Origin of the sequence: Halomonas sp. MCCC 1A11062 (assembly GCF_021404355.1) — a bacterium.
Classification (GTDB): Bacteria; Pseudomonadota; Gammaproteobacteria; order Pseudomonadales; family Halomonadaceae; genus Halomonas; species Halomonas aerodenitrificans.
The window spans coordinates 348,586-372,900 of the sequence record NZ_JABFTW010000002.1 but is presented as its reverse complement, the minus strand read 5'-3'; the positions used below and the strand labels follow the sequence as shown (position 1 = coordinate 372,900).

Annotated in this window: 20 protein-coding genes; 6 read left to right on the top strand and 14 right to left on the bottom strand. The window is 66.2% G+C overall.

Going from position 1 to position 24,315, the window contains the following annotated elements; genetic code table 11:
- From HOP58_RS04180 to HOP58_RS04165, 4 genes are all read left to right on the top strand, one after another.
- Positions 1-410, top strand: a 410-nt coding sequence (locus HOP58_RS04180) for a transposase (protein WP_234259643.1), incomplete at its 5' end; no start/stop codon positions are given.
- A gap of 68 nt (positions 411-478) precedes the next feature.
- Positions 479-679, top strand: a complete 201-nt coding sequence (locus HOP58_RS04175; protein ID WP_234259642.1) for a hypothetical protein — start codon at positions 479-481, stop codon at positions 677-679.
- A gap of 114 nt (positions 680-793) precedes the next feature.
- Positions 794-1,390, top strand: a complete 597-nt coding sequence (locus HOP58_RS04170) for a TRAP transporter small permease subunit (protein ID WP_234253924.1) — start codon at positions 794-796, stop codon at positions 1,388-1,390.
- Positions 1,387-2,706, top strand: a complete 1,320-nt coding sequence (locus HOP58_RS04165; protein WP_010627058.1) for a TRAP transporter large permease subunit — start codon at positions 1,387-1,389, stop codon at positions 2,704-2,706. The genes HOP58_RS04170 and HOP58_RS04165 overlap by 4 nt, the downstream gene beginning before the upstream one ends.
- A 77-nt stretch (positions 2,707-2,783) precedes the next feature.
- On the opposite strand, the gene HOP58_RS04160 is transcribed toward HOP58_RS04165, so the two are convergent.
- From HOP58_RS04160 to HOP58_RS04100, 13 genes are all read right to left on the bottom strand, one after another.
- Positions 2,784-3,428 (bottom strand): hypothetical protein, encoded by a 645-nt coding sequence (locus HOP58_RS04160; RefSeq protein WP_010627059.1) that lies wholly within the window; start codon positions 3,426-3,428, stop codon positions 2,784-2,786.
- 119 nt (positions 3,429-3,547) lie between these two features.
- Complete coding sequence (locus tag HOP58_RS04155) at positions 3,548-4,267, bottom strand: response regulator (protein WP_234253574.1); 720 nt, start codon at positions 4,265-4,267, stop codon at positions 3,548-3,550.
- Positions 4,268-4,279: 12 nt separating this feature from the next.
- Positions 4,280-5,707 carry an ATP-binding protein gene (locus HOP58_RS04150; protein WP_234253575.1) on the bottom strand — a complete coding sequence of 476 codons (1,428 nt, stop codon included), beginning with the start codon at positions 5,705-5,707 and terminating at the stop codon, positions 4,280-4,282.
- Entirely contained in the window at positions 5,704-8,811 is a 3,108-nt protein-coding gene (locus HOP58_RS04145; RefSeq protein ID WP_234259641.1) for an efflux RND transporter permease subunit, read from the bottom strand. Before HOP58_RS04145 ends, HOP58_RS04150 begins: the two co-directional genes overlap by 4 nt.
- Positions 8,808-10,061: an efflux RND transporter periplasmic adaptor subunit gene (locus tag HOP58_RS04140; protein WP_234250072.1), complete on the bottom strand. Its 1,254-nt coding sequence runs from the start codon at positions 10,059-10,061 to the stop codon at positions 8,808-8,810. Before HOP58_RS04140 ends, HOP58_RS04145 begins: the two co-directional genes overlap by 4 nt.
- Before the next feature lie 114 nt (positions 10,062-10,175).
- Positions 10,176-11,231 carry a substrate-binding domain-containing protein gene (locus HOP58_RS04135; RefSeq protein WP_234259640.1) on the bottom strand — a complete coding sequence of 352 codons (1,056 nt, stop codon included), beginning with the start codon at positions 11,229-11,231 and terminating at the stop codon, positions 10,176-10,178.
- Positions 11,232-11,326: 95 nt separating this feature from the next.
- Positions 11,327-12,433, bottom strand: a complete 1,107-nt coding sequence (ugpC, locus tag HOP58_RS04130; RefSeq protein ID WP_234259639.1) for a sn-glycerol-3-phosphate ABC transporter ATP-binding protein UgpC — start codon at positions 12,431-12,433, stop codon at positions 11,327-11,329.
- An 85-nt stretch (positions 12,434-12,518) separates the two neighbouring features.
- On the bottom strand, positions 12,519-14,129 hold the full coding sequence (locus HOP58_RS04125; protein WP_234259638.1) for an alpha-glucosidase family protein: 1,611 nt from the start codon (positions 14,127-14,129) through the stop codon (positions 12,519-12,521).
- A 94-nt stretch (positions 14,130-14,223) separates the two neighbouring features.
- Complete coding sequence (locus tag HOP58_RS04120) at positions 14,224-15,066, bottom strand: carbohydrate ABC transporter permease (RefSeq protein WP_234253581.1); 843 nt, start codon at positions 15,064-15,066, stop codon at positions 14,224-14,226.
- A complete protein-coding gene (locus HOP58_RS04115; protein ID WP_026037951.1) occupies positions 15,066-16,043 on the bottom strand; it encodes a sugar ABC transporter permease in 978 nt (325 codons plus the stop codon). The genes HOP58_RS04120 and HOP58_RS04115 overlap by 1 nt, the downstream gene beginning before the upstream one ends.
- A 19-nt stretch (positions 16,044-16,062) precedes the next feature.
- Positions 16,063-17,328, bottom strand: a complete 1,266-nt coding sequence (locus tag HOP58_RS04110; protein WP_234259637.1) for an ABC transporter substrate-binding protein — start codon at positions 17,326-17,328, stop codon at positions 16,063-16,065.
- A 168-nt stretch (positions 17,329-17,496) separates the two neighbouring features.
- Positions 17,497-18,423: a lysine exporter LysO family protein gene (locus HOP58_RS04105; RefSeq protein ID WP_010627071.1), complete on the bottom strand. Its 927-nt coding sequence runs from the start codon at positions 18,421-18,423 to the stop codon at positions 17,497-17,499.
- Between the two features lie 84 nt (positions 18,424-18,507).
- Positions 18,508-19,191, bottom strand: coding sequence for a hypothetical protein (locus tag HOP58_RS04100; protein ID WP_010627072.1), 684 nt, complete (start codon positions 19,189-19,191; stop codon positions 18,508-18,510).
- A 471-nt stretch (positions 19,192-19,662) separates the two neighbouring features.
- On the opposite strand from HOP58_RS04100, the gene HOP58_RS04095 reads away from it, so the two are divergent.
- Entirely contained in the window at positions 19,663-21,561 is a 1,899-nt protein-coding gene (locus HOP58_RS04095; RefSeq protein WP_234259636.1) for a methyl-accepting chemotaxis protein, read from the top strand.
- A 121-nt stretch (positions 21,562-21,682) separates the two neighbouring features.
- Positions 21,683-23,314 carry a methyl-accepting chemotaxis protein gene (locus tag HOP58_RS23150; protein ID WP_010627074.1) on the top strand — a complete coding sequence of 544 codons (1,632 nt, stop codon included), beginning with the start codon at positions 21,683-21,685 and terminating at the stop codon, positions 23,312-23,314.
- Positions 23,315-23,366: 52 nt separating this feature from the next.
- On the opposite strand, the gene HOP58_RS04080 is transcribed toward HOP58_RS23150, so the two are convergent.
- Positions 23,367-24,302 carry a glyoxylate/hydroxypyruvate reductase A gene (locus tag HOP58_RS04080; protein WP_010627075.1) on the bottom strand — a complete coding sequence of 312 codons (936 nt, stop codon included), beginning with the start codon at positions 24,300-24,302 and terminating at the stop codon, positions 23,367-23,369.
- Positions 24,303-24,315: the final 13 nt, after the last annotated feature.

The window sequence follows — 24,315 nt, the reverse complement described above, 5'->3', positions numbered from 1 at the left end:
AGGCGGACCTCCATGACATCTGGATGGCCGAGACCCGCGACGAGGCACGCAGGGCCTTCGATCGCACGGTGAAGCGTTTCGAGGCCAAGTACCCCAAGGCGATGGGGTGCCTGGCCAAGGATCGGGACGAGCTGCTGGCGTTTTACGACTACCCGGCAGAGCACTGGGTGCATATCCGCACCACCAACCCGATCGAGTCGACCTTCGCCACGGTCCGCCTGAGGACCAAGCGGAGCCGGAACTGCGGCTCCCGGGCGACGACCTTGGCGATGGTCTTCAAGCTGCTCCAGAGCGCCCAAAAGCGATGGAGGAGGATCAAGCACTTCCAGAAGCTGGAACTGGTCGTCAGCAACGTCAAGTTCCAGGACGGGGAGCAAGTGGTTGATCAATCAGACAGGAATGCGGCCTGATCGCCATCCACCAGATTTGACGATAACTCGAACAGCAGGGAGTACAGACCTACATCACACCCGACTCGGTGCTGCAGGCCCAGCTCGAGGCGTGGGACAAGGTGATCGAGAACGAGTCCCGCGACGAGTTCTTCAGGAAGGTAGTCGAGCATCAGCGGGAGTATTGCGAGCGCGTCGTGGGCTACCACCTCGAGCACACCACGCCCAAGGAGCCGGCGTATGTGCACTTCTACGGCAAGTCGCCCACCGATACCTCAACCATCCTGTGAGCCACCGGGCCTGCGGGCCCGGATCGGCATGTTGCCCCGGTTCAGGACGCTGCCGGGTTCATGTTCCGTCCTGCGCCACCCCGATGGGTGGCGCAGGGATGGTGAGAGGTGACCATGCGTTTCGTGTTCTTCATCGACCATCTCAGCACCTGGGTGGGCAAGACCTTCGCCTGGGCGATCCTGATCCTGACCCTCGTGGTGAGCTACGAGGTCTTCATGCGCTATGCCATGGGGGCACCGACCACCTGGGCCTATGACACCAGCTACATGCTCTACGGCACCCTGTTCATGATGAGCGGCGCCTATGCGCTGGCCCACAACGCCCACGTGCGGGCCGACGTGGTGTCGCGCTATTTCCCCATCCGCGTCCAGGCCGGGTTGGAGCTCGCGCTCTACCTGCTGTTCTTCTACCCCGGCATCTTCGCGCTGGTGTTCTACGGCTGGGACTTCTTCGCCATCTCCTACCGTCAGAACGAGCACAGCTCCTATACGCCCGGGGGCCCGCCCATCTGGCCCTACAAGTTCGTGATTCCCGCCTGCGCGGCGCTGCTTGCCCTACAGGGGGTGGCGGAAGTGACGCGCTGCGTGATGTGTCTCATACACGGCAAGTGGCCGCGCCGGCTGGGTGACGTGGAGGAGATCGCCATTCCCATCAACAAGGAGGCGGAGATCAAGGCCGCCCAGGAAAAATCAGGGGAGCCCCGCCAATGAGCGAGCCGGAAATCGGTATCCTGATGCTGGGCATGCTGATCGTGCTGATCATGCTCGGCTTTCCCATCGCCTTCACGTTGATCGCCATGGGCATCGGCTTCGGCTACTTCGCCATCGGCGATATCATCTTTTCGCTGCTGGTGCAGCGCGCCTATGGGGTCATGTCCAACGACGTGCTGATCGCCGTGCCGCTGTTCCTCTTCATGGGCTACATGGTGGAGCGGGCCAACATTCTCGACCGGTTGTTCGCCAGCCTGCAGCTTGCCGCTCGCGGCATGCCCGCCTCGCTGGCGGTGGCCAGCCTGATCACCTGCGCGCTGTTCGCCACTGCCACCGGCATCGTCGGCGCCGTGGTTACGCTGATGGGGCTGCTGGCGCTGCCTGCCATGCTCAACGCCGGCTACGACAAGCGCATGTCGAGCGGCGTGATCTGTGCCGGGGGCTGCCTCGGGATTCTGATCCCGCCGAGCATCATGCTGATCCTCTACGGGGCGATGGCCGGGGTCTCGGTGGTGCGTCTCTACGCCGCGGCGCTGATTCCCGGGCTGCTGCTGGCGGGGCTGTACATCGTCTACGTGATGGGGCGGGCGATGATCAACCCCAAGGTGGCGCCGAAGCTGCCGGCGGAGAAGCTCGACGTGCCGCTGGGTGAGGTGTACTGGGGGCTGTTGACCTCGTTCGTGCCACTGTTCGTGCTGATCATGTCGGTGCTGGGGGCCATCCTCTTCGGCCTGGCCACGCCGCATGAGGCCGCGGGTATCGGTGCACTGGGCGCCATTTTACTGGCGGCGGCCTACCGCCAGCTGACCCTGGCGCGGCTGCGCGAGGCGGTGTTCCTCACCGCGCGTACCAGCGCCATGGTGTGCTGGCTGTTCGTCGGCTCGTGGATCTTCTCCTCGGTGTTCTCGCTGCTCGACGGCCATTCCCTCATCGAGCACTGGATCAGCGGCATGTCATTGACGCCACTGCAGTTCCTGCTGCTGGCGCAACTGCTGATCTTCATCCTGGGCTGGCCGCTGGAATGGACCGAGATCATCATCATCTTCGTGCCGATCTTCCTGCCGCTGCTGCACTTGTTCGGCATCGACCCGCTGTTCTTCGGCGTGCTGGTGGCGCTCAACATCCAGACCTCGTTTCTGACGCCACCCATGGCGATGTCGGCCTTCTACCTGAAGGGCATCTCGCCCAAGGGCATCGAGCTCAACGACATCTTCATCGGTATCGCCCCGTTCCTGCTGCTGGTGTTCGTGGCCATGTTCATTCTCTACATGGTGCCGAGCATCGTGTTCTGGCTGCCGGGAGTGCTCTACAACTGAGCGAGGCGAGGGGCGCAACGCAACAGGCCCGGCGCAATGCCGGGCCTGCTCGTGTCATACCTGGTGCCGCTTGGCAATCAGCCGCGGCCGTGATGCTTGTGGCCCTTGTGCTTGCCCTGCTGCATGAAGGCTTCGAGAGCGTCGATCTGCTCTTCGGTGAGCACTTCCGTCAGGGCTTCACGATGCTCGTCGCGCAGCTCCTGCCAGGCCTCGCGGCGCTCCTCGCGGGAGTCGAACTCCTGTCCGCGCAGCTCCTGCATGTCGGCATACAGGGATTCGCGCAGTTCGGTCAGCCGCTCACGCTCCTCGTCGGAGAGCTCCCAGCTGTCGACCAGGGTGGTCAGACGTTCCTGCATGCTCTGACGACGCTCACCGCCGCGCTCGGCGCGGTGCTCCTGGCGCATCTCGCGCTTGGCCTCGCGCAGGGCTTCACGCTGCTCCTCGTCGAGGATCTCATCCATGCGCTCGCGGTGCTGCTCGTGCAACTCGCGCAGTGCCTGCATGTGCTCGCTGTGGGCCTCTTCCAGGGCGCTGCGGGTCTCCTCGTCGAGCCCGGCGCGCTCGAACAGGGCCTGACGGCGCTCCTGGAAGCGCTCGTGGCGCTGCTCGTGCCAGCCGCCTTCGCCCTGACCGGGAGCGGCCACCGCGGCCAGCGACATGGGGGCGATGGCAACGGCGAGCAGGGCGGGCATCAGCATGTTTCGGGTAATGGTACGGCGCATGCGAGTGACTCCTTCACGTTGAGTGGATGCTTGCAGTGTCGTACGGCCCTGTGCAATCAAGTTGCACAAAACGTGCAATGAGTATGGGTTCGGATGCCGATGCGGTACAAATGAGCCTCTTATTCCTCGGGTTGGTATTTGTAGCCCACCCCATACACCGAACGGATAATCTCGCGCTCGGGCCAGATGTCGGCGATCTTGCGCCGCAGCTTCTTGACGTGGCTGTCCACGGTGCGCTCGGAAACGATGCGATGATCGCGATACATGCGGTCCATCAGCTGATCGCGGGTGAAGATGCGACCGGGGGCCTGCGTCATCACCTTGAGCAGTTGATATTCCACCGCGGTGAGCCCCAGGTCCTGGCCGTCGGCCAGCGCGCGCCAGCCTTCGTCGTCGAGGGTGAGCTGGCTACCGCCGGCCGCGGCGGGGTCGCGCAGCGCCTGACTACGCCTCAGCACCGCCTTGACCCGGGCCACCACCTCCCGCGGGCTGAAGGGCTTGCAGATGTAGTCGTCGGCGCCAAGCTCCAGGCCCAGCAGGCGGTCGACCTCCTCGACCCGTGCCGTGAGCATGATGATGGCAACGCCCGGCCAGCGCTGGCGAATCTCGCGGCACAGGGTGAGGCCGTCGGTGCCGGGCAGCATCAGGTCGAGCAGCACCAGGGCGGGCAGCCGTTCCTCGCCGGCTCGCTCATGCAGCCATGGCAGCACCTGATCGCCGTGGTCGATGTGCTGGGTGGCGAAGCCGCTGCCCTCCAGGTAGTCGGCCACCAGGCGGGCGATCTTGGGTTCGTCCTCGACGATCAGCAGGGTGTCGCGTGGGGCGTCGGAGTCATGCATGGGCGCTATTCCTCATGGGGTTCGCTCATCGGCCACCAGGGCGGGAAACTCAAGGGTCCAGCATAACCCACCCAGCGGCGAGGGTGAGGCCTGCATGGTGCCGCCGTGACTCTTGACCAGTGCGCTGGCAATGGAGAGTCCCAGTCCGCTGCCGCCGCTGGCGCGACTGCGCGAGCCCTCGACCCGGTAGAGGCGTTCGGTGAGGCGCTCCAGCGATGCTTCCGGCACGCCTGGCGGGCTGTCCTGCCAGGTCACGCGTACTCGCTCCCCGTCCTGAGTCAGGCTGACGTCCAGTTGGCCCGGCGAGGTGGTATAGGCACAGCTGTTGTCGAGCAGATTGGTCCACAGTTGGCGCAGGCGCCGGGTATCGCCGCGGATCCAGGCCGGGCCCTGGATCGACGTGGTGAGCGTCATGCCGCAATCCCCTAGCCAGCCGCCGGCCTCCTCGAGGCGCGAGGCCAGGCTGGCCGCCAGGTCGAGCGGTGCCAGTTGCACCTCGAGGGCGCCGGCATCGCTCTGGGAGAGCAGGCGCAGGTCGGCGACCAGACGCTCGAGCTGACCCACCTCCTGGGACAGCGAGTGCAGGTTGTCTTCGTTGAAGGGACGGATGCCGTCCTGCATGGCCTCGATCTCGCCGCGCAGTACCGCCAGCGGCGTACGCAGCTCGTGGGCGATGTCCGATACCCAGCGACTGCGCGCCTCGCGGCTGGCCTCCAGGGTGGCGGCCAGCATGTTGAAGTCGCGGGCCAGGCGAGAGAGTTCGTCGCGGCCGCGCTCCGGCAGGCGGGCGCTGTAGTCGCCTTCGATCAGGCTGCGCGTGGCGAGCGCCATGCTGCGGGTGCGTCGGCCCAGCCACCAGGCCAGCCCACCTGCCAGCAGCAGCGAGGCCAGGCCGAGGGAGGCGACGATGATGCCCAGGTTGCGCTGCTGGCGCGCGAGGAAGATACGATCCATGCGCGCCATCAGCTGCTGCGGCGGGCGATAGCCCAGGGTGCCGACCCGCTGACCGCGATACTCGATGGGCAGCCAGTGGAGCTCGGCGGCCATTTCCTGGTCGTCCGGCGGCAGGCCGATCACCGGCAGGCCCTCGGCATCGTGCAGCACGAAGTCGCGGGCATCGCCCAGGCGTCGCTCGATGCCATGGGGAGGCTGACGCTCGCCCGGCCACAGCTGCTGGCGCACCAGCCGCTCCCAGGCCGGCGGTGAGTCGCGCAGCCACTGCCAGCCGCCGCGGCGTGCCCACTCCTGGCCCAGCCCCTCGGCCAGGGTTTCGGCACGCTGCACCTGGGTGGTCTCGAGATAGTCGAGAAAGCCCCGGTCGAGACTGCGCGACACCGACAGGAAGACCAGCCCGGCGATCGCCACGTTGACCGACAGGATGATGACGAACAGCTTGACGCCCAGATGAGAGAACGGGGCGCGGAGCAGGCGCGGCCTCATCGGGTCGTCTCCTGAGTGGTAACGGTAGTGGTCAGGCGTTCCCATCGCTCGCGCAATCCTTCCAGCATCAGATAGAGACAGGGTACCAGCACCAGCAGGATCACGGTGGCGAACAGCATGCCGAAGCCCAGCGAGATGGCCATGGGAATCATGAAGCGGGCCTGGCGCGAGGTCTCGAAGATCATCGGGGCGAGCCCCAGGAAGGTGGTCAGGGTGGTCATCATGATCGGGCGCAAGCGCCGGGTCGCCGCGGCGACTATCGCCTCGCGGGCGCCGAAGCCTTCGCGCCGGCGCCGGTTGGCGTAGTCGATCAGCACCAGAGCGTCGTTGATCACGACTCCCGAGAGCGCCAGCATGCCCATCAGGCTGATCACCGAGAGGCCGAAGCCCATGATGGCATGGCCGGCCATGGCGCCGATCACGCCGAAGGGGATCGCCGCCAGCACCAGCAGCGGCTGCAGGTAGCTGCGAAACGGAATCGCCAGCAGCGCATACAGGGCGATCAGCGTCAGCCAGGTGGCGTGACTCAAGGCGGAGGCGTTCTCGGCGGTCTCCTGCTGGCGGCCACCCAGGGTCAACTCGAGCCCCGGCCAGGCCGCTTGCAGGGCGGGAAAGACGTCCGCCTGCAGGGTGGCCACCACCTGGTTGATCTGCGCGTCGCTCTCGGTATCGGCGGTGACGCTGATCTGGCGCCTGCCGTCGACGCGCTGCAGGGTGGTTGCCGCACGACCGAGATGAATCTCGGCGATGCGCGCAAGCGGCACCACCTGACCATCCGGCGTGCGAATCGGCAACTGGTGGAGATGGCCCAGACTGTCGCGCTCCTCACTGGGCAGACGCACTGCCACGCTGATCTCGTGTCGCCCGACGAACTGCTCGATGGCGGTGACGCCCTGCAGCGGGCCGCGCAGCTGAGCGGCCAGGTCGGCGCCGGTAAGACCCAGCGCCCGGCCTTCCGGCGCCAGGCGCAGTTCGAGCTGAGGCTTGCCGTCGGCCAGACCGCTGTCGATGTCGGTCAGGCCCTCGAACTCGGTCAGCTCGTCGGCCAGCCGGGTGGCGGCGGCTTCCAGCGCGCGGCTGTCGGGGTGCGACAGGCGCAGAGTGAGGCCGGCACCGGCGCCAGGGCCACCGAAATCCGACTCGAAACGTACCGCCTGGGCGCCCATGATGTCGCCTGCCTCTTCGCGCCACTCCCGCGCGACTCGCGACGGCGGCCAGGCATTGAGGCTGTCGCGCTCGATGGTCAGGCGCACGTTCAAACGGTCGCCGTCGATCTGGGCGCGGCTGGCGGCGAAGCGTGGGCCATCGTCGCGCTCGCTTAGCGCCATGGCGGCATCCAGCAGCTGATCGCGAATGCGGCGATCGTCGGCGATGGGGCTGCCCACCGGCAGGGTCACCGTGGCCTGAACCCGGTCGGACTCGACCCGCGGCATCAGCGAGAAGCCCATGCGTCCGCTCAAGCTCCAGGCGATGGCCAGGGCCAGCACGGCGATGGCCAGGCTCACGGTGAGCAGGCGCTGATTCAGGGCGCGCTGCAGAAACGGCTCGAAGCGCTGCTGGGTGAAGTGCGTCAGGCCGTTCTGCAGGGTGCGGCGCAGGCGGTCCAGCGGCCTGAGCCAGGGCGCCGGCTCGCGGCCCCCGGCGCGATGGGCCAGGTGCGCGGGAAGGATGAACAGCGCTTCCAGCCACGACACCAGGAACACCGTGACCACCACCACCGGGATGACGGCGAAGATCATGCCAAGAAAGCCCGGCAGGAACAGCAGCGGCATGAAAGCGACGATATTGGAGAGAATGGCGAAGGAGATCGGCACCGCCATCTCGCGGGCGCCACGCACGGCGGCCTCGCGCAGCGAGTGGCCCTGCTCGCGATAGCTGTGGATGTTCTCGCCCACCATGATGGCGTCGTCGACGACGATGCCCAGTGCGATGATGAAGGCGAACATCGACATCATGTTGATCGACACGCCCAGCCATGGCAGGAACAGCATGGCACCGAGGAAGGCGGTGGGAATACCCAAGGTGACCCAGAATGCCAGGCGCGCCTCGAGGAACAGCGCCATCAGTACCAGCACCAGCGCCAGGCCCAGCCAGGCGTTCTTGAGCAGCAGGTCGAGGCGGTCGCGATAGATCTCCGAGGTATCCTGGGACACGCTCAGATAGACCCCCTCGGGCAGGCCGGCACGCAGCCGTTCGAGCTGGGCGTGCACCGCATCGGAAATGCCGATCGGCGTCTGGTTGCCGATCTGGTACACCTCGAGGCTGAGTGCAGGAGCACCATTGTAGAGCACCTCGCGGTCGGTTTCGGCGAAGCCGTCCACCACCCGGGCGATGTCCCCCAGGCGCAGCTGGCCGCCGTCGGTGGTGCCGATCAGCGGCAGCTCGGCGAATTCGCGAGCCTCGTCGCGGCGTCCCTGGTAGCGGATCAGCCATTCGCCCTCGGCGGTGGCCAGACGACCGCTGGCGAGATCCAGTGCCTCGTCGGCTATTCGCGAGGCCAGCCCGCGATGGTCGAGGCCATGCCGGCGCATCGCCTCCTCGTCGAGCAGGATCTGCACCTCGCGCTCGCGATTGCCCGCCAGCTCCACCCGCGAGATGCCGGAGGCGGCCTGCAGCTCGGCGCGCAGATCCTCGGCCACGTCGTGCAGTAGCCGGTCGTCGACCCAGCCGTGCACCTGCAGGTTCATCACGCTGCGCGCACGACCGGCAAGGCTGAAGCGCGGCGGGTCGGCGGCGGCGGGCAGGTTGGTGATGGCGTTGATCGCCTGCTGGATGTCCTGATAGGCGCGCATCACGTCGACCCCGTCGATCAGGGACAGGGAGACACGCCCGGCGCCCTCGTTGGCGGTGGCGGTCATCTCGTCGATGCCGTCGACGTCGGCCAGGGCTGCCTCCATGGGCAGCAGCAGGCTGCGCTCCACTTCCTCAGGAGTGGCGCCGGGATAGCCGATCGCCACGTGGACGATTTCCAGCTCGAACTCGGGGAACACTTCCTTCTTGATCGCAAGCGACGCCAACAGGCCACCGACGATCAGCAGCACCATCAGCAGGTTGGGAGCGACGCCGTGATTGACCATCCAGGCGATGGGACCACGGCGCATCATGAGCGGGACTCCCGACGCTCACCGGCGGGACGTTCGCTGTCGGCGATGCGTGAGCGCAGGCGCATGCCCGTGCGCGGCTGGCCCAGTTGCGAGGTGACTACGCGTTCGCCGTCTTCGAGGCCATCGGCGATCAGTACCCGCGTCTCACCGCGATGTATCACGCTCACCGTGCGCCGACGCAGACGCTCCTCCTCGTCGAGCAGCCATAGCTCGTCACCCGGGCGCAGAGCGGCGGCAGGCAGCACGAACAGATCGTCCTGCGGGCGCGCTTCGAACTCCAGGCGCACCATATCGCCCAGGCGCAGGGCCGCTGCGCCGTTGTCGAGCCCCAGCGGATCGTCGACCGCCACCAGCAGTTGGGCCTGCAGGCCCTGTTCCTCCAGCGCCGGCAGGATCGCGATCACCTCGCCGCGGCGAGTCTCGCCGCCGGGCCAGGTACGTGTCGAGAGCGTCACGCCGCTGCCCGCTCCGTTGGCATCGGCGGCGTGCAGCCAACCCAGTGCCTCGCCGGGCAGCGAGACGCGAATCCAGAAGCGCGAAACGTCGACCAGATGCAACAACTCGGTGCCGTTGTTCACCATGCTGCCGCTGCCCAGCAGCCGGGATTGCACCATTCCGCGCCAGGGCGCGGTGAGGGTGGCCCGCTCCAGCTCCAGCCGTGCCCGGTCGCGGGCGGCACGGGCCCGTTCCACTTCGGCCTCGGCCTGACGCAGTTGTGGCTGACGCAGCACCAGCGCGCGGCGCTCGGCGGAAAGCTCGCGGCCGAAGCTGCGATACTCCGTCTCGGCCCGCTGCTGCTCGCCGCGCTCCATGGCCAGTGCCGCCTCGGCCTGGGCCAGCGCGGCCTCGGCCTCGCGCAGGGCCAGCCTCAGGTCGGCGTCGTCGAGTCGTGCCAGCGCGCTGCCGGCCTCGACCACGCGGCCCGGTAGCGCCTCGTCAGTGAACTCGAGCAGTTCGCCGCTCACGCGGCTGGCCAGGTGCGCCTCGCGCTCGGCGATCACCCGACCGAAGCCGTGCAGCGACGGCGCCGCTGCCTGACGCTGTGCCAGCACGGTGTCCACCAGTGGGGCGGGTAGCTCGACCGGTGCCCGGCGTTCGATGCGCGGCGGCTGCGAGACCAGCCACCAGGCCCCGGCCGCGCCTGCTGCCAGAACCAGCACGGCCAGCAGGGCGCCCAGGGTAAAGCGTCCCCGTTGACGGCGACCGGCGCGACCGGGAGAAGACAGGGAGAGCAGAGGTAAGGCTGGCATCGTGGGCTCGCGGCGAAGGGTGGGCCCATGCAGCATCTCGCAAGGCGATGCAGCCAATGGTCATGAAGTGTGCAAGCAACGTGCAAGCGAGCCCGCTGTTTAACGAATCAGCTCCTAGGAGCAGGTCTCGCCCAGCATCATCTCGGTCGTCAGCAGGCGTGAGTGGCTCGGCTCCAGGCCCAGGATCATGCGCGCCGCCAGGCGTCCTTTCTCGCTGCTCTCCTGGCGCACCGTGGTCAGCCGCGGCGCCCGGTACTGGCCTTCGGCGATACCGTCGAAGCCGATCAGACACAGGTCATCGGGAATACGCAGGCCGCGTTGCTCGGCCAGGGTCAGGGCGGTCAGGGCGATACGGTCCGACATGCACAGCAGCAGGTCTGGACGCTCGGCGTCGGGCAGATCGAGAATCTCCTCGATCACCGGAGCGCATACCTCGAAGGTGTTCTCCTCCACGTTCCACATCGGGATCCGTTCGAGGTCGAAGTCGTGCTTTTCCAGGGCGGCATGAAAGCCGGCCAGCCGCGAGCGGGTAATGGTGAGTTCGGCCGAGAGCAGGGTGTGCTGCGGATCGATTCTTCCATTGCAGGGTTCCGCCGTGAGGCGCAGGTTGACGATGGCCGGTCGCTTGCGTGGGGCGACCGACAGCGCGTGGTCGGCGATCTCGAAGCAGGAAGGCTCGTTGTCGACGTGTATCGAAGGATGGCCCGCCACGTTGAAGTCGACCGCCACCAGCGCAGCGTGGAGGGGCAGCGAGTCGAACAGCTCGGCGGAGGGCATCAAGCCGTAAACGATGAAGCCGTCGGCCATGCTTGCCGAGTCGACCAACTGGCAATTGACCTGCCGTGCCGAGAGCAGCAGCAGGGTATGGCCCTGACTGTCGAGTACCTCGGCCACGCCGGAGAGAAACTCGCTGGAGACGGCATCGTTGAGGCTGTAGGTAAGACTCTCGGCCAGAACCACCGCGATGATGCGCGAACGCCCGGTGCGCAGGCTGCGCGCCTTGGCGTCGGGGCCGCGATAGCCCAGCCGCTTGGCCTCGGCGAGAATGCGCTCGCGCAGGCTGGGCGAGAGCTGGTCGGGCCGGTTGAAGGCATTGGATATAGTGGCGGTGGAGACGCCGAGCTCGCGGGCCAGATCCTTGAGGGTGATACGGCGGGCCGGTGGCGACACGATTATTTCCCTGCTAATGAGTACGGCGCCCAGCATACCGCCCCGGCCGTGGCCGGGACAGTCCCGCCGTCTATTTTTGTAACGCTACCATGGTCTCAGGCCACGGCGCGTGCGGCCTTGACCGACAGCGCCCGGCCTCCGGCGTCGAACAGGTGCACGTGCTCGGGGTCGGGAGCCAGCGTCACGCGCTGACCGACCCGCCACGTCGTGGGTGCTTCGCCGCGCTGGATCAGCAGGGTCTCGCCCTCCTTGGGCTCGAGGTAGACGTAGACCTCGTTGCCCAGGTATTCGACGTTGACGATCTCGAAGCCCTCGCTGCCTTGGGCCTCGCTCAGACGCAGGTGTTCGGGGCGAATGCCCAGCGTCAGCGCCGCCCCCTGGGCATGGCCCGAGGCATCCTGGGGCAGTGCCAGCTCGGTCAGGCCGGTGGCGCCGACCCGGCAGCCGGTGGCATCGGCGCCGAGCAGGCGCGCGGGCAGGAAGTTCATCGTCGGCGAGCCGATGAAGCCGGCCACGAACTTGGTCGCCGGGCGCTGATAGAGTTCCTGGGGGCTGCCCACCTGTTCCACGCGACCGCCGTTGAGCACCACGATCTTGTCGGCCAGGGTCATCGCCTCGACCTGGTCATGGGTCACGTAGACCATGGTCGAGCCGAGCCGCTTGTGCAGGCGGGCGATCTCGTTGCGCATCTGCACCCGCAGCGAGGCGTCGAGGTTCGAGAGCGGCTCGTCGAACAGCAGGATGCGCGGCTCCCGGGCCATGGCACGGCCCATGGCCACACGCTGGCGCTGGCCGCCGGAGAGTGCCTTGGGCTTGCGTTCGAGCAGCTCCTCGAGCTGCAGGATGCGCGCCGTCGCCATCACCCGCTCGTGTACGGTCTCCTTGGCGGTCTTGGCCAGCTTGAGGCCGAAGGCCATGTTCTCGTACACGGTCATGTGCGGGTAGAGCGCGTAGGACTGGAACACCATGCCCACGCCGCGCTCCCGCGGCGGCAGCTCGTTGACCACCTGACTGCCGATGGAGAGCTCGCCGTCGCTGATCGACTCCAGCCCGGCGATCAGGCGCAGCAAGGTGGACTTGCCGCAGCCCGAGGGGCCGACGAAGACCACGAATTCGCCTTCACCGATCGCCAGGTCCACATCCTTGATGATGTGTGTGCTGCCGAAGACCTTGTTGATTTTGTCGAGGGTGACGCTTGCCATTCGATCCATCCTCGGCCGCTTTACGGCCGCTGTTGTTCAAGACTTTGCCACTACGCTATCGGGAAGTGGCCAAGCGCAGCCATTCTTAGAGGCGGAAATAGGCCGCCTGATAGGGCGGCAGATGTAACTTGCCGCCGCTCACCTCGTACTGGAAACCGTGCTCCTGCAGCGCCTCGCGCACCTCGGGCAGCGTCGCGCTCTGGGGCTGACCGGTGAGGTTGAACACGCACAGCAGCCTGTCGCCACCGCGCTGGCGGGTGAAGGCGACCAGCGCTTCGCCCAGGTCGAGCAGCGTCATGTCGCCGTCGAACAGGGCCGGGTGCTGGTGGCGGAAGCGCAGCAGGCGACGGGTGGCGTTGAGCATCGACTCCGGCTCGTCCTGCTGACGTGCCACCGACATGGCCAGGTGCGGTTCGGCTACCGGCAGCCACGGCTTCACCTGGGAGAAACCGGCCAGCGGGGTATCGTCCCAGGGCATAGGCGTGCGGCAACCGTCGCGGCCCTTGAAATCGGGCCACAGCGGCAGGCCGTAGGGGTCCTGAATGTGCTCGAAGGGCACCTCTGCCTCGGGCAGACCGAGCTCCTCGCCCTGGTAAAGGCAGACGCTGCCGCGCAGCGAGAAGAGCAGGGCCAGCGCCACGCGGGGGTAGGCGAAGGCGCACTCTTCGCTGCCCCAGCGAGTGGCGCTGCGCACCACGTCGTGATTGGACAGCGCCCAGCACGGCCACGCATCGCCGGCGAACTGCTGGAAGCGCTCGAGCACGCCGCGAATGTAGTCCGGCGAGCGCGGTGCGTTGAGCAGGTCGAAGGTGTAGGCCATGTGCAGCTTGTCGCCCCCCGAGGTGTACTCGGCCATGCGCTCCAGCGGCGTGTCGTCACCGATCTCGCCCACCGTGGTGGTGCCGGGGTACTCGTCCATCAGCGCTCGCAGCTCGCGCAGGAACTCGACGTTCTCGGGGCGGCTGATGTCGTAGATGTGGCGCTGCCAGGTATAGGGGTTCTCCTTGGGCGCGCCCAGCGTGCGGGTGGCGTCGATGGTCAGCGCCGGATTGCTGCGCAGGTGCTGGTCGTGGAAGTAGAAATTGACCGTGTCGAGGCGGAAGCCGTCGACCCCCAGCTCGAGCCAGAAGCGCATATTGTCGAGCTGGGCGGTGCGCACCTCGGGGTTGTGGAAGTTGAGGTCCGGCTGGCTCGACAGGAAGTTGTGCAGGTAGTACTGCTGGCGCCGACTGTCGAAGGTCCAGGCCGGACCGCCGAAGATCGACAGCCAGTTGTTGGGCGCGGTGCCGTCCGGGTTGGGATCGGCCCACACGTACCAGTCGGCGCGCGGGTTACCGCGGTTCCTGCGGCTCTCCTGGAACCAGGGGTGCTGGTCCGAGGTGTGGCTGATCACCTGATCGATGATCACCTTGAGGCCGAGTGCATGAGCGCGCTCCAGCAGGGCCTTGAAGTCTGCCAGGGTGCCGAACAGCGGATCGACGTCGCGATAGTTGCTGATGTCGTAACCGAAGTCGCGCATCGGCGAGGTGAAGAAGGGCGACAGCCAGATGCCGTCCACGCCCAGCGAGGCGACGTAGTCGAGCCGCTCGGTGACCCCCGGCAGGTCGCCGACGCCGTCGCCGTTGCTGTCCATGAAGCTACGTGGGTAGATCTGGTAGATGACGCCGCCGCGCCACCAGAATGTGTTGTCTTGCATGAGTTTCCCTTGATCAAGCCTCGATGGCATGGTTGTTCGTCAGGTACGAGTTGCCGTGGACAATCCTGTTCGTGTCGGGTTCAGCCGCTCCGATTCATCCCTTTACCGCACCGGCCGTCAGCCCCGAGACGATGCGCCGCTGGAAGATGATCACCAGCACCACCAGCGGTACCGTGACCACTACCGAAGCGGCCATGATCGGCGCCCAGGGCAGCTCGTAGGCGCTGCCGCCGGAGAGCAGGGCGATCGCCACCGGCACCGTGCGCTGGCTGTCGGTCAGGGTGAAGGTCAGGGCGAACAGGAATTCGTTCCAGGCGGCAATGAAGGCGAGCAGCCCGGTGGTTGCCATGGCCGGCCACATCAATGGCAGGAACACCTTGGTGATGGTTACCCAGGGCGTGGCGCCGTCCATGATCGCGGCCTCCTCGAGCTCCAGGGGCAGCTGGCGCATGAAGGTGGTCAGCACCCACACGGTGAAGGGCAGGGTGAAGATGGTGTAGCTCAGGATCAGCCCGCCCGGGTTGTTGTAGAGGTTGAGCGCGCGGATCACCTCGAACAGCCCCGACAGCACCGCCACCTGGGGGAACATCGATACGCCGAGGATGATCAGCAACACCGAGGTGCGGCCGCGGAAGCGTACCCGCCCCAGGGCGTAGGAGGCAGTGATGCCCAGCAGCAGCGCGATGAACACCACGCTGGTGGCGACCAGGATGGAGTTGAAGATCGCCTGCAGAAAGCTGCGCTGGGAGAAAATCTGCACGTAGTTGGCGAGCGTTGCCCGCGTCGGCCACAGCTCGACCCGGAACAGGTCGCCGGAAGGCGTGAAGGAGGTCTTGATGGCGTAGTAGAACGGGAATACAGCGATCACCACGATCAAGGTCACCAGCAGCCAGAAGCCGACACGCGCTGCGAGTTTGGAAAGCTGGCGCGAGGTCATCAGTCACCCCCCAGTTGCAGTTGCTTGCGGCCCAGATAGAGATAGGCGATGGTCGCCAGGGCGATGATCAGGAACAGCAGGGTGGAAGCGGCGCTGCCGTAGCCCACGTCCTGGAACTCCACCAGCTGTTGGCGGGCGTAGATCGACATCGACATGGTGCTGGTGGAGTTGGAGGTGAGCACGTAGATCACGTCGAACACGCGCAGTGCATCGAGCAGGCGGAAGATCACCGCTACCATCAGCGCCGGGGTGATAAGCGGCAGAGTGACGCGGAAGAACACCTTGACCGGGTGGATACCGTCGACCTCGGCGGCTTCGTAGCAGTCCTTGGGCAGCATCTGCAGTGCCGCCAGCACCAGCAGGGCGACGAACGGCGTGGTCTTCCACACGTCGACCATGATCACCGCCCACATGGAGTAGTTGGCGTCGGCGGTCCAGGCGATGGGGCTGGCGATGATGCCGAGCGCCATCAGCAGGTGGTTGATGATGCCGAACTGGTCGTTGAGCATCCACGCCCACATCTGCGCCGAGACGATGGTAGGGATCGCCCAGGGGATCAGCACCGCGGCGCGCACCAGGGTGCGGCCCTTGAACTCGGCGTTGAGCACCAGGGCGACGATGACCCCGAACACCACCTCCAGCGACACCGAAACCACCGAGAAGTAGACGGTATTCCATACCGCCCGCCACCAGATGGGGTCGGCCAGCACGCCGAACCAGCGGCCGTCGTCGTAGACCAGGTAATTCTCCAGCCCGATGAACAGGGTATCGCTCATGTCCGACAGCGAAGCGTCGGTGAAGCTGAAGTAGAAAGTGCGCAGCAGCGGCCAGCCGGCCACCATGGCCAGGGTCACCAGCATCGGCGCCAGGAAGAACCAGGCGGCGCGCACTCGCTGCCGCCTCACCTTGGTACTGCGATAGCTTGCCGGCAGGGGGCGCGCCGGTATCGGCGCGCTTTCGGTCACGGGAGTCGACATGGCGGGCTCCTGAAGGGGGTTACCAGTTGCGGCGCTTGAGACGGGCCAGCTCGTGATCCAGGTCGCTCATCGCCTGCTCGCCGCTACGGCTGCCGGAGAGCACGTCGTGAGTGGCGCTGAAGAAGGCGTTGCTGACGCGACCATAGGCATCGCCGGTGGGCGCCGAAGGCCGTGCTACGGCGTTGACGAAGGTCTCGTAGAGTTCGCCGAAGAAGGGCACCGCTTCGAGTACTTCGTCATCCTGGTAGAGTGCTTCGAGGGTCGGGTTGTAGGCCCCCTCGATGGCGCGCCGCTTCTGCTCCTCTTCGCCGGCCAGGAATGCCACCAGCTCGGCGGCAAGCTCTGGGTTCTCGCTGTAGCGCGATACCGCCAGGTTCCAGCCGCCCAGGGTGGCGGCGGTGCTGCCGTCGCCGCTATAGGGCAGTTGGGTCACGCCCACCTTGCCGCGCACCTCGCTGCCCTCGCTCTGGGCCAGCGCCCAGGCATAGGGCCAGTTGCGCATGAACACGGCATTGCCGCCCTGGAACACGCCGCGGGCCTCTTCCTCGGTGTAGTTGAGGACGCCGTTGGGCGAGATGTCGCCGATCCAGGAAGCGGCAAGGTCCAATGCCGCGGCGGCCTGCGGGTTGTTGATGGTGATCTCGCCGTCGCCATCGACGATGGTGCCGCCACCGTGACTGGCCACCCACTCCAGGGCGTTACAGGTCAGCCCCTCGTAGGCGCGGCCCTGGAAGACGTAGCCGTGCATACGGCTGTTGCCTGCCTCGCGCTCGCCGTTCTGTATCTCGCGGGCGATTTCGGTCAGCTCTTCCCAGGTTTCCGGCGCCTCGAAGCCGTACTGCTCGAGCAGGTCGGCACGGTAGTAGAGCACGCCGGCATCGGTGAACCAGGGCATCGCCACCAGGCGGTCGTCGATGGTGTTGTTCTCGACGATGGCGGAGAAGTGTCCTTCGCCGGCGTTCTCGCCCAGCACTTCACGCAGGTCGAGCAGGTGGTTGGCCAGCAGGCCCGGCCATACGACGTCGATCTGCATGATGTCGATGTCGGTGGAGTTGGCGGAGAGAATCTGCTGGTAGAGCGACAGGCGTTCGGTGGAGGAGTTGGGCGTCGAGACCACGTCGACGCTGTAGCCGGTCTTCTCTTCCCATGCCCGCACACCCTGTTGGCAGAGCTGCAGCTCGGCACCCACGGCACCGCAGGAGATGGTCAGGTCGGCGGCCTGGGCGTGGCTGAGGCTGGCGGCTCCGGCAACGACGAGGGTGGAAAGCAACGTCTTCTTGTACATGCTGGTATCCTTGTCGGCTTGTTGTTATCAATGGCGGCTGAGGAGTCTTAAACGATTAAGATCGTTCGCCGCTCAGTTAGCCGTGTCTGCCTGGAGAGTTCAACCTAGACTTTCGGCTAACAGTGGGCTTGGCGCTTGCCGTTGCTTCCTGAGCATAGCTCCCGCTTCTTACAGCGACAGGAAGAACAGGATCAGTGGCGGCGACAGCAGCGAGAGGATGAAACCGCTGACCACGGCGATGGGCACGCAGGCCACGCCGCCGTGCTGCTGGATCACCGGCAGGGTGAAATCCATGGAGGTAGCGCCGCCGTAACCGATGGCCAGTGGCGCGTAGCGCTTGATGAACAGCGGGATCAGGATGAAGGCCAGCAGCTCGCGACTGAGGTCGTTGAAGAAAGCCACCCCGCCGAACACGGGGCCGAGCTGATCGCCGACCAGTATCGCCGAGAGCGAATACCAGCCGAAGCCCGATGCCAGCGCCAGGCCCTCGTTCCAGCTCAGCGACAGCAGGGGAGCGGCGAGCAAGCCGCCGATGAGGGAGCTCACGGCCAGGGTCATGGCAATGGCCAGCCCGTGGCGGTTGAGCAGGATCTGCCGCAGTGGCATGCCGGAGTTGCGCAACTGACAGCCGATCAGTGCCAGCAGCACGTAGAGCACCCATTCGGCCATCAGCTCGGCATGCTGGAAGATGGCATCGCCGCCCAGCCAGGCAAGCGCCAGGCCGATCAGCACGCCGCCTGCCACCACCGCCACCAGGGCCAGGGAACCGACCAGTGCGGCCAGTTTAGTGGTGGGCGCATCGGCCACCACCGGAGACGGCCCCATGCGCAGGGCCAGACGATGTGACAGCCACCCCAGCGCCAGCAGGTTGCAGGCGGTGATCACCGTGAACAGCGTCAGTGCCTGCCCGCCCATACGTGACAGCTCGCGGCCCAGCTCATCGAGCCCCGCCAGGCTGATGCCCATCAGCAGCAGAATGACGTAGACCGAGGCGCTGACGCCGCGATTGATGACGGCCAGGACGTCGGGACTTCGCACCGGCACCAGATAGCCCAGCACCAGCGGCAACAGCACGATCAATAGCCCCGACAGCATGACGACTTCCTTCAGCCCGGCCGCTCAGGGCGGCGAAAACCGCCAACTCTACCAGGCTTTTGCGCCCGGCGCCGGGTCTCGTGCTCAGTCTGTCCTGAGTGAGGTCAGGGTGAGCCGGCTGCGGCGCTCGCCGTCGCGCTGGTAATCCACCGCCAGCAGCAAGCCGGGATACTCGGGGTGGAAGTGGAACACCATCCTGCGCTCCGGTGTGTCCGGCTCGCTGACCTCAACCTTGAGCGCCTGGAACTCGCCAGCGGGCAGCTTCACTACATCGGTGCCCAGCAGGCGGTAGTCGAGGGTCTCCTCGCGGCCGCGGTGATCCTGGTAGACCAGGCGGCATCTATCGCTCTCGCAGCCGCCGTTCAGGGCGCGCCGCGAGAGTTCGATCAGGGCGGCCTGGCGGTCCGGCAGCTCGGCCAGTTCGCTGCTGCCCAGGCGATAGTTCCCGCCCACGCCGAACAGCGAGTAGCCGCTGGCGTAGTTCACCGAATGCACGCCCTCGGGCGTGACGATGAAACGGCTGCGTTCGTTGCCCCGGGCCACGGCGATGGCGGCCTGCATGCGGCTCTGCCAGTGGCCGCTCTCTCGGGTCAGTTGGTGTTCGATGGTGGCGTTGGGCCAGCCCCTTACCTCCAGACGATAGCTGGCGCTGAACGGCTGCAGCTGGGCGTCGGGCTGGGGTGCGGCCGCCACGGCCTTGACCGGAAGCCAGGCCAGCAGCAGAACGGAAAGAGTCAGGCGAGCCAGGGCTCGTGAGGATCGATTCATGGCAAGACCGCATGGCTGTTGGGCGACAGTAGCTGTGAACCTCGCCAGCCCGCCGGGTTCCGTGATGCACGGTTATTCCACGGTTTCATTCCATCGTGGCGAAGTTCTCCGAGTCGGCCAACGCAAACTCAAGCCGCCATGGCAAGCCGAGACGAGAGGGCGGCGCAGCTTTTGAGTTCAGGCGTGATGCTCGTCAATGAATCGAGCGAGTCGGCGAGAGTGGGGCTCAAGATTCCCGCTGCCCGGCCGAAGAAGATTTCGCGCGCCGACAGGCAGCGCCACGATGGCCGACGGATATCACAACTACAACGGCACGCTACGCCAGCCACGTCCCGACTCCCGATATCTTCGAGCTTGGCAGGGTTCCAACAGATGAAAAACCTCCTTCACCGCACTCCAGTGTCCCGCAAGTTCATGCTTGTGCTGGCGCTGCCCCTTTGCATCATCGTCTGGCTGGCCGCGAGCGGCATCATGGACAGACACCATATGGCCAACAACATGCAGCAGGTCGATCGCTTCACCGAATTGTCGGTGCAGCTCGGTGGCCTGATACATGAGCTGCAGGTGGAACGTGGTTTGTCGGTCGGTTTCATCGGCAGCCGCGGTGAGGCCTTCGGCGAGCGACTGGCCGCCCAGCGCAGCCGGGTAGACGATCAGCTGGCCGACTATCACAGAGCTTGGGATGGGATAGGCACCAGCGGCGATAGCGAAATCGACTTGCGGCGTGAGGAGATCAATGCGCTGCTGGCCGAACTGCGCACCACCCGTCAGGCGGTCGACACCTTGCGCATGCGTGATCTGGATGCGCTGGACTACTACACCGAGATTAATTCACGGCTGGCCGAAAACGTGGGGCGGCTGAGTTCGCTGAGTAATGCCGGAGAGCTCTCCCGTGCCTTGGGTGCCTATTACTCCCTGCTCGAGATCAAGGAGACGGCGGGTATAGAGCGGGCGCTGCTGGCCAGCGCTTTCGCCGCCAACCGCATGTCGCAGGATGTCTATTTCCGCTTTCTCCGCCTGCTCGGCGAAGAGGAGGCGTTCGAGGAGAGCTTCCTCATCCAGGCCGACGCCGAGATGTGGGCTCGGTATCGTGCCGCCACCGGCGAGCATGAGGCCAATGGTGAACTGACCATGATGCGCCAGATCGCCATGCGTCAAGGCATCGACGGCGGCTATGGCATTCGCGCGGAACGCTGGTTTGACGCCCAGACCGGCAAGCTGGAGCGGCTGCGCGCAGTGGAGCTGGCGCTGGCCGACTATGTACAGGTCCGTGCCCATGGCCTGGCAAGCGAGGCTCGCATTGGGTTATGGACGTTCGCCGGTCTGGCCATGGCGGCCATTCTGGTCTCCGTCGTGCTTTCCATCCTGCTGGTGCGCAGCATGGTCGTGCCGCTGCGCCGGGCGCTAGCCCAGATCGAGTCGCGCGGCGGCGATCTGACCCAGCGGCTGGCAGTGCCCGGCAGCGATGAGTTGTCGCGGCTCTATGCCGCCTTCAATCACTCCACGGACAGCATGGAAGCCCTGGTGGCTTCGATTCAGCAGGGCGCCCGCGGGGTGGGCTCGGCCAGCGGCGAGATCGCCCAGGGCAACGAGGATCTGGCCAGCCGTACCGAGGAGCAGTCCGCCTCGCTGGTGGAAACCGCCACCAGCATGGAGCAGATGACTTCCACCGTGCGTCAGTCGGCCGACAACGCGCGCCAGGCCAGCAGTATGACGGAGCAGGCGGTAAGCCAGGCCGAACAGGCCAGCCGGGTGGCCGAGGAGGCGCGCCAGGCCATGCAGCAGATCTCCGAGGCCAACCGCCAGATTACCGCCATCGTCGCGGCCATTGACGGCATCGCCTTTCAGACCAACCTGCTGGCGCTCAATGCCTCGGTGGAAGCCGCCCGCGCCGGTGAGCACGGGCGCGGCTTCGCCGTGGTGGCCGGCGAGGTACGCAAGCTGGCCAGTCGCAGCGCCGAGGAGGCAGAACGCATTCGTCAGTTGGTCGACAACACCACCCAACGGGTGGAGGCGGGCAACGGCCTGGTGGGTCGCACCTCCGAGGCGTTGGCCGCCATCTCCCGAGACGTGCGCCAGGTCTCCGACCTGGTGGCGGAGATTTCCTCGGCCGGCGGCGAGCAGTCGGCGGGTATCGAACAGATCAACCAGGCCGTGGCCCAGCTCGAGGCTACCACCCAGCAGAACGCGGCGCTGGTCGAGCAGGTCGCCACCGCGAGCCGTTCACTGGACGATCAGGCCGGAGAGATGGCCAGGCTGATCGCCCGTTTCCGTGTCAGCGAGCATCTCGAACAGCTTGAGCAGGGCGGAAACGATGCCCGCGCAAGGCTCGAACACCATTCCATGGAAAGCCGGCTGCTGCCGGTTTGAACCAAACAACCAGAACGGGCCAATGAAGCCCGTTCAAGAACCGAACCGAAAGCGCCAGACGTGCTTTCGGTTCTCCCCGTATTACGACTAAGTGATAGACGAATCCAAGGAAACAGAGACGATGCGCAACTGGGCGACAAGTACCAAGCTGTGGGCGACATTGGGCTTGATGTGGGTGGGGATGCTGGTATTGGTGGGGTGGACGGCCTACGACAAGCGCGAGGGTTTGCTGAATGAGCGGATCGCGAGCCTCGAGTATTTCGTCGGCAGCGCACGGGACATGGTGGCGAGCCTTGCCTCACGCGCCGAACGCGGTGAACTGACGCAAGCGGAAGCCCAGGCCAGGGCCATCGAAAGCCTGGCGAACCTGAGCTTCGGTGAGGATGGTTACATTTTCGCCTTCGACAGCGACATTCGTATCGTGGCTCATCCCCGTCGTGCCTTGGGCGATTCCATGCGCGACTTCCAGGACAAGAGCGGGCTGTACCTTTATCGGGAACTGAAGGCGACGGCGGACCGCAATCCTCAGACGGGCGGTTTCGTCGGCTATATGTCTCAGCGCAGCCAGGCCGGCTCCGAAGAGGTGCCCAAGATGAGCTACGTGCAGCGGGTGCCCGGCTGGAATTGGGACCTGGCAGCAGGCGTCTACATGGATGACATCAACGCCGCCTTCTGGGCGAGCCTGATCGAGCTGGGCATGCTGCTGCTGGGCATCGGCATCCTGCTGACCCTTGCCATGGGCTGGATCATCCGTGACGTGCTAAGGAGTCTCGGCGGCGAGCCGCACCATGCCCAGGAGATAGTGCGGCGAATCGCGGACGGCGACCTGACCCAGGCGCTGGCGCTCAAGGCCGGCGACCAGTCCAGTCTGCTGGCGGGTATCGAGAGCATGCGTCAGCGTCTCGTGGCCTCGCTGGTCAATGTGCATGGCGGCACCGAGCGGATCAATGCCGGCGTCGATCAGATCGTGATGGGCAACCAGGACCTTTCGGCCCGCACGGAGCAGCAGGCCGCGTCGATCGAGGAGACCGCGGCCAGCATGGAGCAGCTGACGCAGACGGTGGGCCAGAACGCCGAGAACGCCAACGTAGCCAACCAACTGGCCCTGGAAGCCAGACGAACGGCACACCAGGGCGGGGAGATGATGGCCAACGTGGTCGCCACGATGCAGGGGATCGCTCAGAGCGCCGGGCGTGTAAAAGACATCATCGAGGTAATCGACTCGATTGCCTTCCAGACCAGCATCCTGGCGCTCAATGCTTCCGTGGAGGCGGCGCGGGCCGGTGAGCAGGGCAGAGGATTCGCCGTGGTGGCGGGTGAGGTGCGAACTCTGGCCAGCCGCAGCGCCGAGGCCTCGCGTGAGATTCGGACCTTGATCGAGTCGTCCCACCAGCAGGTCGGTCAGGGAGCGGAGCTCGTCGAAAGAACGGGCAGCACCATCCGTGAGGTCGTCGCAGCCGTCACCCGGGTGACCGATCTGATGGAGGAAATCGCCTCGGCGTCCGGCGAACAGCGCATCGGCATCGAGCAGGTCAACACCGCGGTCGGTCAGATGGATCAAGTGACTCAGCAGAATGCTGCCCTGGTGGAGCGGGCGGCCGACGAGGCGGCGACGCTTCGCCAGCAAGTGGAATTGCTGGTGAAAGAGGTCATGTGGTTCCGCATCGAAGCGCCGCAGCAAGGCGTCGCCGCTGCGCCGGCCTGGCAGCCCGCCCTGGTGCACGATCCGCGCCCGCAGGCCGAGATCGCCTGACCCCTTCCTGTCTGACCTGGGCGCGTGCCGCGGCCACGCGACACGCGCCCGCTCAATAACCCGCTTCGGGGTCGACGCTCTCCACTTCGTCGCCGGCCTCGAAGGCGCGGATCGCCTCGGCCACCTGGTCGACGGCCTCGCCCAGCGGCGTCGGCCCGGCCATGTGCGGCGTTACCCAGATGCGCGGATGCCGCCACAGCGGGCTCGATTCGGGCAGCGGCTCCTCGGGGAAGGCGTCGAGGATGGCGCCACGCAGCCGGCCTTCCTGTTCACCTTCACCCAGCGCTTCGAGCAGCGCCGCCTCGTCGATCAGGCTGCCGCGGCCGGGGTTGATCAGGTTGGCACCCTCGGGCAGGGCGGCCAGGGCGCGGGCATCGATGATATGGCGGGTGGAATGGGTGCCGGGCAGTAGCAGCACCAGGGTGCGAACCTGCCCGAGCAGCTCGATCAGCCCCTCGTCGCCGTGGTGGCAGACGATGCCGTCGAGCGACTTGGGCGAGCGGCTCCAGCCATGCACGGGGAAACCGTCGGCGGCGACCATGGCGGCCACCTTGGCGCCGATGGCACCGAGGCCGAGCACGCCCACCGGCCAGTCGCGCTTGTCGGCAACGCTGTGCTCGTGCCACTCCCCTTGCGCCTGCTGGCGGCGGTAGCGGTCGAAGTCGCGCTGAAAGTGCAGCACCCCGTAACGCACGTAGTCGCCGATCAGCTCGGCCATGCCGGCATCGCGCAGTTTGACGATGGGTACCCCTTCGGGCAGCGCCGGATTGTTCAGCAGGGAATCGACGCCCGCTCCCAGGTTGACGATGCCGCGGGCGCGGGTCTGCTCGGCGAGCAGCGCCTCGGAGGGTTTCCACACCGCCAGGTAGTCGGCGTCGCGGCGTCGCTCGGCGGGGTCGTCAGCGGTGACGATCTCGGCATCGGGCAGGCGTTCGGCCAGCGCATCGCGCCAGGCCTCGATGTCGTCGATGTGAAGCAGTATGCGCATGACGGCTCCTTAC

Coding starts and splice junctions, on each gene's coding strand:
- HOP58_RS04115 (WP_026037951.1), bottom strand. CDS start 16,043: ATGTCGACTCCCGTGACCGAAAGCGCGCCGATACCGGCGCGCCCCCTG.
- HOP58_RS04080 (WP_010627075.1), bottom strand. CDS start 24,302: ATGCGCATACTGCTTCACATCGACGACATCGAGGCCTGGCGCGATGCG.
- HOP58_RS04155 (WP_234253574.1), bottom strand. CDS start 4,267: ATGCATGACTCCGACGCCCCACGCGACACCCTGCTGATCGTCGAGGAC.
- HOP58_RS04120 (WP_234253581.1), bottom strand. CDS start 15,066: ATGACCTCGCGCCAGCTTTCCAAACTCGCAGCGCGTGTCGGCTTCTGG.
- HOP58_RS04145 (WP_234259641.1), bottom strand. CDS start 8,811: ATGATGCGCCGTGGTCCCATCGCCTGGATGGTCAATCACGGCGTCGCT.
- HOP58_RS04150 (WP_234253575.1), bottom strand. CDS start 5,707: ATGAGGCCGCGCCTGCTCCGCGCCCCGTTCTCTCATCTGGGCGTCAAG.
- HOP58_RS04140 (WP_234250072.1), bottom strand. CDS start 10,061: ATGCCAGCCTTACCTCTGCTCTCCCTGTCTTCTCCCGGTCGCGCCGGT.
- HOP58_RS04170 (WP_234253924.1), top strand. CDS start 794: ATGCGTTTCGTGTTCTTCATCGACCATCTCAGCACCTGGGTGGGCAAG.
- HOP58_RS04160 (WP_010627059.1), bottom strand. CDS start 3,428: ATGCGCCGTACCATTACCCGAAACATGCTGATGCCCGCCCTGCTCGCC.
- HOP58_RS04165 (WP_010627058.1), top strand. CDS start 1,387: ATGAGCGAGCCGGAAATCGGTATCCTGATGCTGGGCATGCTGATCGTG.
- HOP58_RS04100 (WP_010627072.1), bottom strand. CDS start 19,191: ATGAATCGATCCTCACGAGCCCTGGCTCGCCTGACTCTTTCCGTTCTG.
- HOP58_RS23150 (WP_010627074.1), top strand. CDS start 21,683: ATGCGCAACTGGGCGACAAGTACCAAGCTGTGGGCGACATTGGGCTTG.
- HOP58_RS04110 (WP_234259637.1), bottom strand. CDS start 17,328: ATGTACAAGAAGACGTTGCTTTCCACCCTCGTCGTTGCCGGAGCCGCC.
- HOP58_RS04105 (WP_010627071.1), bottom strand. CDS start 18,423: ATGCTGTCGGGGCTATTGATCGTGCTGTTGCCGCTGGTGCTGGGCTAT.
- HOP58_RS04095 (WP_234259636.1), top strand. CDS start 19,663: ATGGACAGACACCATATGGCCAACAACATGCAGCAGGTCGATCGCTTC.
- ugpC (WP_234259639.1), bottom strand. CDS start 12,433: ATGGCAAGCGTCACCCTCGACAAAATCAACAAGGTCTTCGGCAGCACA.
- HOP58_RS04125 (WP_234259638.1), bottom strand. CDS start 14,129: ATGCAAGACAACACATTCTGGTGGCGCGGCGGCGTCATCTACCAGATC.